The organism is Paenarthrobacter aurescens (assembly GCF_041549525.1).
Classification (GTDB): domain Bacteria; phylum Actinomycetota; class Actinomycetes; order Actinomycetales; family Micrococcaceae; genus Arthrobacter; species Arthrobacter aurescens.
In genome coordinates, this window is the sequence record NZ_CP157456.1 from 2,070,707 (window position 1) to 2,084,700 (window position 13,994).

11 protein-coding genes are annotated in these 13,994 nt (G+C 61.6%); 6 read left to right on the top strand and 5 right to left on the bottom strand.

The features are described from left to right. Positions 1–22 precede the first annotated feature (22 nt). The gene (locus ABI796_RS09585; RefSeq protein ID WP_141284163.1) at positions 23–712 is read right to left on the bottom strand and encodes a YigZ family protein; all 690 of its coding nucleotides are present in this window, start codon (positions 710–712) and stop codon (positions 23–25) included. Between the two features lie 22 nt (positions 713–734). On the opposite strand from ABI796_RS09585, the gene coaE reads away from it, so the two are divergent. The 4 genes from coaE to ABI796_RS09605 all read left to right on the top strand — a co-directional run bounded on the left by coaE (position 735) and on the right by ABI796_RS09605 (position 6,669). Next, positions 735–1,973: a dephospho-CoA kinase gene (coaE, locus tag ABI796_RS09590; protein ID WP_141284161.1), complete on the top strand. Its 1,239-nt coding sequence runs from the start codon at positions 735–737 to the stop codon at positions 1,971–1,973. 29 nt (positions 1,974–2,002) lie between these two features. Beyond that, positions 2,003–4,102 carry an excinuclease ABC subunit UvrB gene (uvrB, locus tag ABI796_RS09595; RefSeq protein ID WP_141284159.1) on the top strand — a complete coding sequence of 700 codons (2,100 nt, stop codon included), beginning with the start codon at positions 2,003–2,005 and terminating at the stop codon, positions 4,100–4,102. A 168-nt stretch (positions 4,103–4,270) separates the two neighbouring features. Then, entirely contained in the window at positions 4,271–5,299 is a 1,029-nt protein-coding gene (locus tag ABI796_RS09600; protein ID WP_141284157.1) for a TerC family protein, read from the top strand. 29 nt (positions 5,300–5,328) lie between these two features. Continuing rightward, entirely contained in the window at positions 5,329–6,669 is a 1,341-nt protein-coding gene (locus tag ABI796_RS09605; RefSeq protein WP_141284155.1) for an MFS transporter, read from the top strand. Positions 6,670–6,717: 48 nt separating this feature from the next. Here the strand turns inward: ABI796_RS09605 and ABI796_RS09610 are convergent, their stop codons facing one another. Genes ABI796_RS09610 through ABI796_RS09625 form a run of 4 tightly spaced genes read right to left on the bottom strand, consistent with a single transcriptional unit; the run spans position 6,718 to position 12,559 of the window. After that, entirely contained in the window at positions 6,718–8,049 is a 1,332-nt protein-coding gene (locus ABI796_RS09610) for an alpha/beta fold hydrolase (protein ID WP_141284235.1), read from the bottom strand. A 49-nt stretch (positions 8,050–8,098) separates the two neighbouring features. After that, complete coding sequence (locus ABI796_RS09615; protein WP_141284152.1) at positions 8,099–8,611, bottom strand: GNAT family N-acetyltransferase; 513 nt, start codon at positions 8,609–8,611, stop codon at positions 8,099–8,101. After that, positions 8,608–10,017 (bottom strand): CoA transferase, encoded by a 1,410-nt coding sequence (locus ABI796_RS09620; protein WP_141284151.1) that lies wholly within the window; start codon positions 10,015–10,017, stop codon positions 8,608–8,610. The genes ABI796_RS09615 and ABI796_RS09620 overlap by 4 nt, the downstream gene beginning before the upstream one ends. A gap of 7 nt (positions 10,018–10,024) precedes the next feature. After that, positions 10,025–12,559 carry an RNA helicase gene (locus ABI796_RS09625; protein WP_141284149.1) on the bottom strand — a complete coding sequence of 845 codons (2,535 nt, stop codon included), beginning with the start codon at positions 12,557–12,559 and terminating at the stop codon, positions 10,025–10,027. Positions 12,560–12,630: 71 nt separating this feature from the next. On the opposite strand from ABI796_RS09625, the gene ABI796_RS09630 reads away from it, so the two are divergent. Continuing rightward, a complete protein-coding gene (locus tag ABI796_RS09630) occupies positions 12,631–13,455 on the top strand; it encodes a trans-aconitate 2-methyltransferase (protein ID WP_141284146.1) in 825 nt (274 codons plus the stop codon). Between the two features lie 154 nt (positions 13,456–13,609). Then, complete coding sequence (locus ABI796_RS09635; RefSeq protein WP_141284144.1) at positions 13,610–13,990, top strand: GntR family transcriptional regulator; 381 nt, start codon at positions 13,610–13,612, stop codon at positions 13,988–13,990. Positions 13,991–13,994 lie beyond the last annotated feature (4 nt).

The following is a 13,994-nucleotide window of genomic DNA, read 5'->3' on the forward strand; positions in this document are numbered from 1 at the left end:
TCTGCTTTAGGACGAGTGGAAGCTAACGGGCAATGTCCACCCATTCGGTGCCCTGCGGCCGTAACTCCAGCCTGCCCGCCGTCAGGGAAGCCAGCCGGGCATGGGCCTCGGAGATGGTGACCGAATCATCAGCCAAAGCGAGTCGAAGAACCGCATGCCCGGCTTCGTATCCGGTCTCGGCCATGACGTATCCGGCGCTGCGAAGTTCGTTCTCCAATCGACCGGCGTCTGCGTGGGGGACCTCCACTGCGCACAAGCGAAGCCGCCGCCGCTGCACCATCGGAGCCAGGTCCAAGGCAGCAGATACCGACTCGGAGTAGGCGCGGACCAGTCCTCCTGCACCCAGCAGGATCCCACCGAAATAGCGCACGACGACGGCACTTACGTCGCTGAGGTCCGCCGTCTTTGGTAGCGTCTCACGCTTGATAAGTGCCTCCAGCATGGGGATGCCTGCCGTGCCCGAGGGCTCCCCGTCGTCGCTGGAGCGTTGAATCATCCGATCGGGGCCTATGACGAAGGCGGAGCAGTGGTGGCGGGCATCATGGAATTCGCGCCGAAGGTCACTGACCAGTGAGCGTGCGGTTTCTTCGTCCGGTGACCGGCGAAGGACAGTGATAAACCGGGACCTGCGGATTTCCAGTTCGTGGCGGACGTCCGGGCCGTTCGCGATTGTTGTGTATGTTCCCGCGCGGCTGTCATCCTCTTTTTCCACCGCTTCAGTCTAGTGTTGGAGAGTGCTGAAGATCGGGTTGACGGGCGGCATCGCCTCGGGGAAATCACTGGTGGCGTCCAGGTTGCGGGAGTTGGGGGCGGTCCTCGTGGACGCGGATGTCCTTGCGCGGGAGGTGGTGGAGCCCGGCACCGACGGCCTGGCCCGTATTGTGGAAGTGTTCGGCCCTGGGATTCTGGACGCACAGGGCAAGCTTGACCGTCCCAAGCTCGGCGGTATCGTCTTTCAGGATCCTGCTCAGCGCGAAGTGCTCAATGGAATTGTCCACCCGCTGGTACGGCAGGCCGCTGCGGCCACCATTGCCGGGGCCGGCCCCGGCGAGATCGTCGTCCAGGACATTCCGCTACTTGTCGAAACCGGGCAGGGCAGCAACTTCCATCTGGTGGTGGTGGTCGATGCCCCGGATGATGTGCGCCTTGAACGGATGGTGCAGTTTCGGCGGATGACCACCGAGGACGCGTTGGCACGTATGGCCTCACAAGCCACGCGGGAACAGCGCAACGCAGCTGCCGACGTCGTCTTGAACAACTCCGGAACCCGGGATGAATTGCTTGCCGCAGTGGATGCACTGTGGGAACAGCGGCTGGTGCCCTTCGCGGAGAACCTGAGCCGGAGCACCAGGGCCCCACGCCCAGCAGGGCCAGTGCTGGGTGCTCACCAGAAGGACTGGATTCCACTGGCCGGGCGGCTTGCCGAACGCATCATTGCCGCAGCCCCTGAAGAGATCCTTTCCGTGGATCACATAGGCTCAACATCGGTACCGGGGCTGGCCGCCAAGGACGTGATCGATCTCCAGGTGGCGGTTGCTGATCTCGAAACCGCGGACCGAATCGGCCCTGTCCTGGCCGCGGCCGGCTACCCGGCCGTGCCCGAGGTTACCCGCGATACTCCCAAGCCCTCAGAACCTGATCCCTCACTGTGGCAGAAGCGGTTTCACGCCAATGCTGATCCCGGCCGTGCCGTGAACCTGCACGTCCGGTTAGCCGGCTCGCCCGGATGGCGCTACGCGTTGATGTTCCGTGATTGGCTGCGTTCGGATACGGCAGCAGCGAAGTTGTATGAAGCCCAAAAACTCGAGTTGGCGGCCGCTTTTGCCGGGGAGAGCAGCACGGCGTCCTACGCTGAAGCCAAGGAACCTTGGTTTACCGGGGTTGCCTGGCCGCGCATGGAAGAGTGGGCCACGCGCACAGGCTGGACGCCGCCGTCGTATATGTCTTCTGCTCAAGGCAAACGCGGACAGTAGCTGTCCTGGGACGGGGGTAGATTGGTTTCATGAGCCTTGCCCAGGAAATCAACCGTGTCGTCGCGCCTTTCGAAGTGATCAGTGAATTCAAGCCCGCCGGTGATCAGCCCACCGCTATTGCGGAGCTGACCGAACGAATCAACAACGGCGAAAAAGACGTCGTTCTCCTTGGCGCTACCGGCACTGGTAAGAGTGCCACCACCGCATGGCTCATTGAGCAGGTCCAGCGGCCCACATTGGTGATGGTCCAGAACAAGACCCTCGCTGCGCAATTGGCCAATGAGTTCAGAGAGCTGCTGCCCAATAATGCTGTGGAGTACTTTGTTTCCTACTACGACTACTACCAGCCCGAGGCATACGTAGCGCAGACGGATACCTTCATTGAGAAGGATTCCTCCATCAACGAGGAAGTCGAACGGCTCCGCCACTCAGCTACCAACGCGCTGCTGACCCGCCGTGACGTGATCGTGGTGGCTACGGTGTCCTGCATCTACGGCCTGGGTACACCGGAAGAGTACATCGCGGGAATGGTCACCCTCCGCAAGGGTGCGGAAATGAACCGCGACCACCTCCTGCGCAAATTCGTGTCCATGCAGTACACACGTAATGACATGGACTTCCATCGGGGCACCTTCAGGGTTCGCGGGGACACTGTGGAGATCATCCCCATGTACGAGGAACTGGCCATCAGGATCGAGTTCTTCGGTGATGAGATCGAAAACATCCAGACTCTTCACCCGCTCACTGGCGAGGTACTCAGGGACGAGGAAGAAATGTACGTCTTCCCTGCCTCGCACTATGTGGCAGGTCCTGAACGCATGGCCCGCGCCATCAAACGCATCGAGGATGAACTTGCCGACCGCCTGAAGGTTCTTGAAGGTCAAAACAAGCTTGTTGAAGCCCAGCGGTTGAGGATGCGCACCACCTACGATCTCGAAATGATGCAGCAGATGGGTTTCTGCAACGGCATCGAAAACTACTCAGTCCACATCGATGGCCGGGAACCCGGAACGGCGCCTCACTGCCTGATCGACTACTTCCCGGACGACTTCCTTTTGGTAGTGGATGAATCCCACGTCACGATTCCCCAAATCGGTGCCATGTACGAGGGCGATATGTCCCGGAAGCGGAACCTCGTGGACTTTGGTTTCCGTCTGCCCTCCGCAATGGATAACCGGCCCCTGAAATGGGACGAGTTCCTCGAACGCATCGGCCAGACCGTGTATCTCTCCGCAACCCCGGGAAAGTACGAACTCGGCAAGGCCGATGGCTACGTGCAGCAGATCATTCGTCCCACGGGCCTGATCGATCCCGAGGTTGTGGTCAAGCCCACCAAGGGACAGATCGATGACCTCCTGGGCGAAATCAGGACCCGCACGGAAAAGAATGAACGCGTTCTGGTCACCACCCTGACCAAACGCATGGCCGAGGACCTTACCGACTACCTCGTGGGGCATGGAGTGAAGGTGGAGTACCTGCACTCGGACGTCGATACCCTGCGGCGGGTGGAGCTGCTCCGGGAACTGCGGATGGGCGTCTTTGACGTCCTGGTGGGTATCAACCTCCTGCGCGAAGGCCTGGACCTTCCCGAGGTTTCCCTCGTGAGCATTCTGGATGCGGACAAGGAAGGCTTCCTGCGTTCCTCCACATCGCTGATCCAGACCATCGGCCGTGCGGCCCGTAACGTCTCGGGCCAGGTCCATATGTACGCGGACAGGATTACCGATTCCATGGCTCACGCCATTGAAGAAACCAACCGCCGCCGGGCCATACAGGTGAAGTACAACACCGAACACGGCATTGACCCGCAGCCGTTGCGCAAGAAAATCGCCGACATCACCGATCAACTTGCCAAGGAAGACGCCGACACCCAGGAACTGCTCAACAACAACAGGCTCGCCAAGGGAGCCAAGCGCGGCAAGTCCGCCGCCAAGGGTGCTTCCACGGTTCGCCAGGATGGCCTTGCCGCAGCCCCGGCTGAAGACCTCGTTGGCCTCATAGAGCAACTGACAGAGCAGATGCACGGTGCCGCTGCTGAATTGCAGTTCGAAGTCGCCGCACGTATTCGTGATGAAGTCAAGGAGTTGAAGCGCGAATTACGCCAGATGCAGTCCGCCGGGCACGCCTAAGGTAAGGTTGAGGTCACGTAGGGGAGTATCCCAAGCGCTACGTCCGTCAGCACGCAAGGCACAGATGCCTCGCCGGATCTAGCGGGCCGCCAATTTTTGCATTCACCGCACCCTGGCAGGCCGGAGAGACTTACACCGCTTTCCCGTACCCTGCGAAAGGCACCTTTAATGCAGCTACCCGTCTGGTTTGAGATCGGCTCATTTGTCGTTCTTGGAATCATCCTGCTCATCGACCTCCTGTTGGTCGTAAAGCGTCCCCATGAACCTTCCATGAAGGAAGCCGGCCTGTGGGTCGGCTTCTATGTCGCTCTCGCTCTGCTCTTCGCAGTGGCAATGTTCGTCTTTGCAGGCCCCGAATACGGCGGCCAATTCGTCGCAGGCTGGGTCACCGAATACAGCTTGAGCATCGACAACCTGTTCGTATTCATCATCATCATGGCCCGTTTCTCGGTGCCCCGTAAGTACCAGCAGGAAGTGCTGATGGTGGGCATCATCATCGCGCTGATCCTGCGTGGTATCTTCATCGCCCTGGGTGCAGTAGTCATCGAGCAGTTCAGCTGGGTCTTCTACATCTTTGGAGCGTTCCTCCTCTGGACTGCCTGGAAGCAGGCCAAGGATTCCGGCGAAGATGAGGAAGAAGGCGCCGAGAACCCGCTGATTGCCCGCCTTCGCAAGGTCTTGCCGATGTCCGAAAAGTTTGACGGCAACAAGATCCGCACCGTAGTTGACGGTAAGAAGGTCTTCACCCCGATGCTGATCGTCTTCATCACGATCGGCCTGACCGACCTCCTGTTCGCCGTTGACTCCATTCCCGCCATCTTCGGCCTGACCCAAAGCGCGTTCATCGTCTTCACCGCGAATATCTTCGCTTTGATGGGCCTGCGTCAGTTGTACTTCCTCCTCGGCGGACTCATGACACGCCTGGTTTACCTCAAGCACGCACTGTCCGTGATCCTGGCATTCATCGGCGTGAAGCTTGTCCTGCACGCCATGCACGTCAACGAGCTTCCGTTCATCAACGGCGGCCAGCACATCGAATGGGCTCCTGAGATTCCCACGTATGTTTCCCTGGCTGTCATCGTCGGCACCATCATCATTGCTGTCGTAGCCAGCCTGATGAGCCCGCAGGCGCGGCAGGCCAAGCTGGATGCCCGGCTCGAGGCTGACGCCAAAAAGACCATGAGCGAGGCAGAGTAACTGATCAACAAAGGTTGTAGTCTCGTGAAGTGACTACAACTTCCACTACGGCGCTGGACCCTCAACGGGTTCAGCGCCGTACTGTTTTCCTGCTCAGTTCGGCGCAGCTGCTCAGCGGCGTTGGCAATGGGGCGACGCTCTCCATAGGCTCTTTGCTGGCCGTGGACCTCTCGGGCTCCGAGGCCTGGGCCGGTTCCATCACCACGGTTCTGACGCTGGCCGCGGCAATCGCCGCCTTGCCCCTGGCCAGGTTGGCCGAGGCACGCGGCCGTCGCGTTGGACTGGTCACTGGTTTGGCGGCTGCGATGGCCGGGGCACTGCTGATCATCGGTGCAGTCATGGCCCAGTCCTTCGTGCTGCTTTTGCTGGGCGCTGCCTTCCTTGGCCTCGGCACAGCTGCAAACCTTCAAGCGCGCTTTGCCGCCGTGGACCTCGCCGAGCCGGAGCACCGCGGGCGGTCACTGTCCACAGTTGTCTGGGCGATTACCATCGGGGCCGTGGCAGGGCCAAACCTTATCCAACCCGGAGCCGCGGTAGGTGAGGCGCTGGGGCTTCCGCCCATAGCCGGCCCGTTCGTTTTCTCTGCAGTGGGACTGTTCCTGGCTGCCGGGCTCCTGTTTGCGGGCCTCCGGCCGGACCCGCTGTTGTTGTCCCGCCGTCTGGCCCGCCAGGCTCAATCGAGCGGTGAGCCGGCAGCGGAGCCCGTGCGGGGAACCATCAGGTCCGGTCTTCGTGCTGTCCGTTCATCGCCACAGGCCATGCTCGCCCTGGCCGCTGTCGTAGCTGCCCACGGCGTCATGGTGGCTGTTATGTCCATGACACCCCTGCACCTTCAACAGCTTGTGGGTGGATCCCACGCCGGACACCATGGCGGAACCACCGACAGCACGGATGCACTGGTGGTCATAGGTCTGACGATCTCCCTGCACATCGCGGGAATGTTCGCCTTGTCCCCGGTATGGGGATGGCTCACGGATAAGGCCGGCCGCTTCCAGACCATCGCCATGGGGCACGGGCTCCTGCTGGTGGCGGTCTTCATTGCCGGATTCGGCCAGCACGAACCCGTGTTGGTGACCGTCGGATTGGTTCTCCTGGGTCTGGGCTGGTCCGCGGCGACCATTGCCGGTTCAACTCTCTTGGCAGAGAGCGTCCAATCCGGGCAACGGGTTACCGTCCAAGGCGTTTCGGACACGTTGATGGGCGCCGCCGGAGCATTCGGGGGAGCAACGTCCGGCCTGCTCCTTGCCTGGATCGGCTATCAGGGGCTCAACGTAGCTTCCAGTCTTCTGGCCGCCGCCGTGCTGGCCCTGACCGCCTTTACTGCTGCCCGCCAGCGTGTAACAGCCGCTGCCGGCGCGGCTTCCGGATAGCTCCTCCGGCTGGCTCCTCCGGCTGGCTCCTCCGGCTGGCTCTTCCAGCTAGCGCCGGGAGCGCACCATGCCGAACAGTCTCCTGAAGATGCCCTCGCCGTCTTCCCCGATGCCGTCGTGGTGGAAGTCCGATGTAACCCAGGTCTGGAGTCCCTGCACAGCCGCCGCGGTCTCCAACGAGAGATCGTGGTCCACGTAGATGTCATCCTCATACACGGCCGCAGCAACAGGAACCGTGTTGGTGGCCAAGCGGGCGGGGTCATACAGCGGCTGCCAGTCCTGGCGGGCCGCGAGTTGCTCGGCCACCTCACGCAAGGGAACCAGCGCGGGATCCTGTTCGAAGTACCAGGGATACACCATCTCCCCGGTGAGCAGCGGCTCCTGGGCATCAGGTTTGAACTCGGGGTAGTCCTCCAGCACCCGCCAAGCCGCCCAGGCCGTCGCCGTGCCCTGACCATAGATGGACTCGTGGAGGACGGCATAGAGTGGATTGCCCGCACGGCTGACGAGTCCCCGTACCTGTTCAAGGAACGATTCCGACAACCGTTCACCGGAGGGAGTGTCTATGAATGCGTCCTCCAGAAGGTAATGGAGGGCATGCACCCTGGTGTTCCCGCCGAGGAATGATCCCACCATCTGAAAACGCTCCGGCGTCAACCGTTCACCGCTTGCCAGGAATTCAGGCTGGCGTTCCAAATGACGGACTATCCGTGTGAGTTGTTCCCTGTCCTCGGGGTACCAGGAGAAGTACTCGGCGTTCCTGGCGGCCACACGACGGAATGTTGCTTGATAGACGCGATCCGCTGAACCGTGAAGCGGGGCCAAGCCGCCGGTGATCAGCACCTCACGCAGCCCTTCCGGTGCGAAAGAAAGGTACGTTAAGGCACAGAAACCACCGAAGCTCTGTCCGAGCACGGACCATGGTCCGGAGCCCAGGACTCCCCGGATTGACTCCGCGTCAGCCACGATTGAATCGGCGCGGAAATGAGTCAAATATTCTGCTTGCGCGGCTGCGTCGCCCCTGAGCTCCAGCGATTGCCGCTCAATCGGCGCAGACAATCCGGTGCCCCGTTGGTCCAGCATCAGGATGCGGAAATCCTTGGCGGCCGCCTTCATCCAGCCCGACAACGAGGTGACGCGGTTGCCCCTGCCGCCGGGACCGCCTTGAAGGAACAGCAGCCACGGCAAAGTGGCAGCCTCTTGCGCTGAATGGTCCGTGGAGGAATACTCCCTGGCGAAAATCGTTATCGTCTCGCCGGGAACTTCTGCCTGATGCACCAAGGGAACCGTGAAGTAGTGCTCCACGGTCCGGAGTCCACGGAATTCATGACGGGCCTTGATCCAGTGGCCGTTGTCGCCGGGACGTCGGTCAACGTCCACCTGGCCAACAGCTGCCTGACCGGAAGCAGCCTGGTCCGCGCGGGACAGATCAGCCACGGCTCAGAGCCTCTTTCGCCTCGCCTACGTTCGCCCCGAAGGCTTGGAGTGCATCGCCGGTCAACCTGAACGTTGACCATTCCTCCATGGGGAAGGCCCCCAGGTTCTTGTAGAAATTGATGGAGGGTTCATTCCAATTCAGGACACTCCACTCCACACGGGCATAACCGCGCTCGACGGCGGTGCCGGCCAGATGCTGCAGCAGCGCCTTGCCGTGGCCCTCGCCTCGCGCGTCCGGAACCACATAGAGGTCCTCAAGGTAGATGCCGTGAACGCCTTCCCAGGTGGAGTAGTTCAGGAACCAGAGGGCAAAACCCTGCACTGTACCGGCACTGTTTTCCGCGATGGTGGCGTAGACACGCGGGTTCTCGCCGAAAAGGACTTCGGTGAGCATGGCCGGGGTGTTCTTAACGGCGTCCGGTTCCTTTTCGTAGATGGCAAGATCGTGAATCATACGGAGGATTGCGGGAACGTCTTCAACGGTGGCGGGGCGGATTACACTCATGCATTCGAGCTTACTAGGGGCTCGCCGGCTTCCTGCTGCCAAGCCAGCGTGGACGCTCCATAAAGCATGGGCGGGCGCCTGTAGCGCAGCGGAGTGCCGTCAACCAGCAGGGGCGGCCCTACAAACCTGAGCTCGCCGTAGGCGCTGCCTGCACTGAGATACCTCGGCTCGGGGAGCGGGTTCACAGGGACCTCTTGCTCACTGGTGGGCAGGGCGATGAGTTCTTCAGCAGTCCGCGCCAAAGAAAGCACCGCTGACCCGCCCTTCCCGGCTCTTAGCCGTTCCACCAATAAAGTCAGCACCGCTGCGGCCAGCCCGTAGCCGGTGGCGTGGTCCAAGGCCTGGACGGGAAGCGCGCCAGGTTTCCAGCCGTCGTCGTCCTTCATTCCGTAACTCACTGCGATCCCGCAGGCGGCCTGAACAAGGCTGTCGAAACCTCGCAGCTGCCGCCACGGCCCGCTGTTGCCCCAAGCGGACAACGAAACTGCAATCACGCCAGGATTGGCAGCCAGCAGCGCTTCAGAGCCCAAACCGTATCTGTCCAGGACCCCGTTCCGGTAACCGGTGGCCACCACATCGGCAGAGGCCACAAGACCGTGAATGGCTGCCAGGTCCGCGGTCTGCCGGAAATCAGCTTCAGCGCTGCGTTTGTCGAACCCTGCGTCGATGAATGCTTCCGGCAGTTCCGGAAGAAACGGAGGATCAACGCGCAGAACGTCTGCTCCCAACGCCCCAAGGAATCGGGTGGCCGTGGGGCCGGCGATCACACGGGTCAGATCGAGCACCTTCAAGCCCTCCAACGGCCGGAGGGGATCCTTGGCAGGCACCCAGGGGGAGCCAACCCAAGCCGGGGGTGCGGCATCATTCCCTGTAAGACTGATCCAAGGCCCTGACTTTGCCGCCGGATGCATGGCCGAGGAAACCCACTCCTCGCGGCTCCGTACGGCGGTAGCCACACCCTTGTGTGCCACGATCACTTCCTCGGCCTCCAGGGAGGTCATGGCTAACAGGGCACGCTCGACGTCCTGCGGCGTGGCGGCAGATAGGGCTTCCATCAAGTGCGCCGCGTGATGGGGGTAATTGGCGTGCAGGCGGATCCAGCCGTCTGCTGTGCGCCGGAAGCCGGATGTCGGTGCAAAGCCCTGCGGCTTCCGCCCGTCAATCCGAAGGTGCCCCAATGAATCAAAAGCAGCTGCAGTCAGCCCCGCGTCAACCGAGTATCTCCCGGTGGACCCGGTCAACGCGTTCAGCGCCGTTGCGGCACTTTGTACCGAGCCCAGCGCCAGCCCCTCAACGTCCAGGACGCCACCCCACCAACGACGCGGACCAGTACAGACCGCCGCCGGCTCGGCATCGACAGCTTTCACCCTGCGCAAACCGGCGGACAGATCAGGTACTGGTTCCATGGCCGTTTTAGAGCCTGTTGACGTTCGTCACCCGGACTACTGCCGTTCCGGTGTCATCGGATGCTGCCAGATCCACCTCGGCGGAGATCCCCCAGTCGTGGTTACCCGCCGGGTCATCAAAGATTTGACGGACCTTCCACGTGCCTGGTTCCTCCGTAATCATCAGCAGTCCCGGGCCCCGTGCGTCAGGACCCGTGCCGATGTCGTCGTGTTCATCGAAGTAGTCGTCCAGGACTTCTTCCCAGCGCTCTGCCTCCCAGCCGGCTTCGGCATCGAGTTCCCCCAAAGCAGCGGAATCCTCGTCAGCAAACAGTTCAACCCTGCGGAACATTTCGTTCCGTACCATGACACGGAACGCCCGGATGTTGGCGGTCAGCAGCGGAGGAGGCGGCGGCGGAGCGTCGTGGGGCGTGGGGGCAAGCCCGGACGTTAGTTCCTCCCACTCGTCCAGCAGGCTGGAATCCACTTGCCGTACCAGCTCGCCCAGCCAGGCGATAAGATCTTCAAGGTCTTCCCGGAGAGAATCCTGGGGAACGGTCTGCCTCAGCGCCCGGAAGCCATCAGCCAGGTAGCGCAGGACTATGCCTTCAGAGCGAGCCAGGCCATAGAACTGCACAAACTCGCCAAAGTTCATGGCGCGCTCGTACATGTCCCTGATGATCGACTTCGGGGCAAGCTCGAAGTCACCCACCCACGGCGCTGCTTTCCGGTAAACCTCGAAAGCCTCGCCAAGTATCTCCGCCAACGGCATGGGATAGGTAACTTCATCCAGCATGGCCATCCGCTGGTCATACTCAATACCGTCAGCCTTCATGGCCGCGACCGCTTCGCCCCGGGCCTTTTTCTGTTGTGCAGAGAGAATCTGGCGTGGTTTCTCCAGGGTGGACTCAATGACGGAAACAACATCCAAGGCATAGGACGCAGACTCCGGATCAAGGAGTTCCAGCGCCGCCAGGGCGAAGGGGGAGAGCGGCTGGTTGAGGGCAAAGTTGGCTTGCAGGTGAACAGTCAACCGGACTGAGCGCCCCTCTGCTGCCTGTTCTTCCTCCGGAATGCGTTCCACCACACCGGCTGCCAATAGCTCCCGGTAGATACCCAGGGCTTTCTTCATCAGCTTGAGCTGCGCCGGACGGGTCTCGTGGTTTTCACTGAGCAGGCGCCGGGTGGCCTGGAAGGGGTCGCCGGGGCGTTCCATGAGGTTCAGCAGCATCGCATGGGTGACAGTGAAACTGGATGTCAGCGGTTCCGGAACGGACTCGACGAGTCGTTTGAACGTAGGCTCGCCCCAGGAAACGAATCCTTCCGGAGGCTTCTTCTTAACCACCTGCCGCAGCTTCTTCTGGTCATCACCGAACTTGGCGGTGGCTTTGGCCATGGCTTTCGTGTTTTCCACTACGTGATCCGGGGCCTGGACCACCACAGTGCCGGCGGTGTCGTAACCTGCACGGCCGGCACGGCCTGCGATCTGGTGGAACTCCCGTGAGTTCAGTGACCGGGTCCGTACGCCGTCATATTTGCTCAGGGCAGTCAACAAAACTGTCCTGATGGGCACGTTGATGCCCACGCCCAAAGTGTCGGTTCCGCAGATAACTTTCAGCAGGCCGGCTTGGGCGAGTTGCTCCACCAGACGGCGGTACTTGGGCAACATTCCTGCGTGATGGACACCAATCCCGTGGCGAACAAGCCGGTTCAGCGTTTTTCCGAAACCGGCGGCGAACCTGAAGCCCGCGATCAGCTCAGCAATGCGATCCTTTTCCGCCCGGCTGCACATGTTGATGCTCATCAGATTCTGAGCACGCTCAATGGCTTCGGCCTGGCTGAAGTGGACAACGTAAACAGGAACCTGCTTGGTGGAGAGCAACTCCTCCAGCGTCTCGTGAACCGGGGTCAGGTGGTAGTAGTAATGCAGCGGGATGGGACGTTCCGCGGAACTGACAGTAGTGGTGGCCCGGCCCGTCAGATCAGTCAATCCGGTCTCGAACCGGGAGACATCGCCCAGGGTTGCGGACATCAGGAGGAACTGTGCCTGGGGGAGTTCCAACAGCGGTACCTGCCACGCCCAGCCGCGCTGGGGGTCCGAATAGAAGTGGAATTCGTCCATGATCACGGAGCCAAGCTCGGCCGCGGAGCCTTCACGGAGGGCGATGTTGGCGAGGATTTCGGCCGTGCAGCAGATAATGGGCGCATCCTGGTTTACGCCGGAGTCGCCGGTGATCATGCCAACGTTTTCGGCACCAAAGATGTCGCAAAGAGCAAAGAACTTTTCCGAGACGAGGGCCTTGATCGGAGCGGTGTAGTAGCTTCGCTGGCCCCTTGCCATGGCCTCAAAGTGTGCAGCGATCGCTACCAGGGATTTGCCGGAGCCCGTAGGCGTGGCCAGGATGACGTTGGCACCGGAGGCGAGCTCCATGATGGCTTCGTCCTGGGCAGGGTAGAGCTGCAGACCACGGCTCTCGGTCCACTCCACGAACCGTGTGTAGATTTCGTCCGGGTCCAGGGGACCTGTTGCCGTGGAACCGGGGAGCTGATCAAGAAGTTTCATTGGTTTCCAGCTTAGTGCCCGGACGGTTTAGGCTCAGCCCAGCAAGGATGCCAGAAGCGAGGAGGCTTTCAATGGAGTGGGATCCGTCCAAATACGTTGAATTCGGCAACCACCGGGACAGGCCGTTCCATGACCTCGTCGCGCGGGTGAGGTCCACCGCACCCGTGAAGGTAGTTGACCTCGGCTGTGGCCCGGGGAACCTGACCGCAACACTGGCGGACCGTTGGCCGGGGGCTCAGGTTGTGGGCATCGACTCATCGCCGGAAATGCTGCAGAGGGCCCGGTCTCTTTGGCAGCACTCCACAGCGCAGAAGCCGGACGATGCGAACCCGGGAGCTGGGAAGAAGACCCAACTGACCTTCGAGCCAGGCGACATCGCGCAGTGGGAACCGGATGCCGATACTGACGTGGTGGTCACCAATGCCGCCCTCCAATGGGTTCCCGGGCATGAGGAAATGATGGCCTCCTGGCTTCGCGATCTGAAGCCGGGTGCGTGGTTCGCCATGCAGGTGCCCGGCAATTTCACCTCGCCTTCCCACACGCTGATGCGCCAACTGGCAGAATCCCGCACGTGGTCCCGGAGGCTGGGTGGCGTGCTGCGGCACGACGGTGCGGTGGGTAGTCCTGCGGACTACCTGGGAATCATGCTCGACGCCGGATGCGCGGCAGATGCCTGGGAGACCACTTACCAACAGGTCCTGCACGGGGAGGACCCGGTCTTGGAGTGGGTCCGCGGCACGGGCCTTCGCCCAGTGCTGGCAGCCCTGTCAGCGGAAGAAGCGGCAGAATTCGAGAAGGAGTACTCGGCTCTGCTGAGCGAGGCCTATCCTTCAACGCCCCACGGAACCATCTTCCCGTTTCGTCGTATTTTCGCTGTAGCCCAAAAGCCGGCATGAAGATCAGGACACCTTCGCCATACGTAGCATTGAGGTTCCCGGACCATGACGGCTTGTTCCTTGCCGGTGTCGCTGGTCTAATTCTCGGCATGGACCACGGACGCTTCGAACAACAGCTGCTCCGGGCTTGCCCGGCATCGGACCGGAGTTTCCAGTGACTCCTACAGGAGATTTTCCAGGAAACTGGCGGCCTAACACCGGCAGCGCGGTTGCCCTCTTTGAACAGTTGAGATTGCGCATCATCGAACTCGTCGATGCCGGGGTCCTGGCTGTCGGCGCCAAGCTTCCCCCTGTCCGGAACCTGGCCGGGGTCCTGGACGTCGCACCTCACACGGTGGCCCGGGCGTACAAGGAGCTGGAAGCTGCAGGCGTCGTGGCCACACGGGGGCGCAACGGCACGGTGGTTTGTGCCCGGGATGACCGCTGGGGCGCCCTGGCGGGTGTGGCCGCTGACTACGCGGCCGCAGCGAAGGCCCAGGGAGCCTCATTCGCCGAGGCGGTTCAGTTGCTGGCTGCCGCCTACGACGCCGATTGATACC

Bases quoted from the DNA above. Each gene is read 5' to 3' on its own strand.
- ABI796_RS09600 (WP_141284157.1), top strand. From the start codon at position 4,271: ATGCAGCTACCCGTCTGGTTTGAGATCGGCTCATTTGTCGTTCTTGGA.
- ABI796_RS09615 (WP_141284152.1), bottom strand. From the start codon at position 8,611: ATGAGTGTAATCCGCCCCGCCACCGTTGAAGACGTTCCCGCAATCCTC.
- ABI796_RS09620 (WP_141284151.1), bottom strand. From the start codon at position 10,017: ATGGAACCAGTACCTGATCTGTCCGCCGGTTTGCGCAGGGTGAAAGCT.
- ABI796_RS09630 (WP_141284146.1), top strand. From the start codon at position 12,631: ATGGAGTGGGATCCGTCCAAATACGTTGAATTCGGCAACCACCGGGAC.
- uvrB (WP_141284159.1), top strand. From the start codon at position 2,003: ATGAGCCTTGCCCAGGAAATCAACCGTGTCGTCGCGCCTTTCGAAGTG.
- ABI796_RS09625 (WP_141284149.1), bottom strand. From the start codon at position 12,559: ATGAAACTTCTTGATCAGCTCCCCGGTTCCACGGCAACAGGTCCCCTG.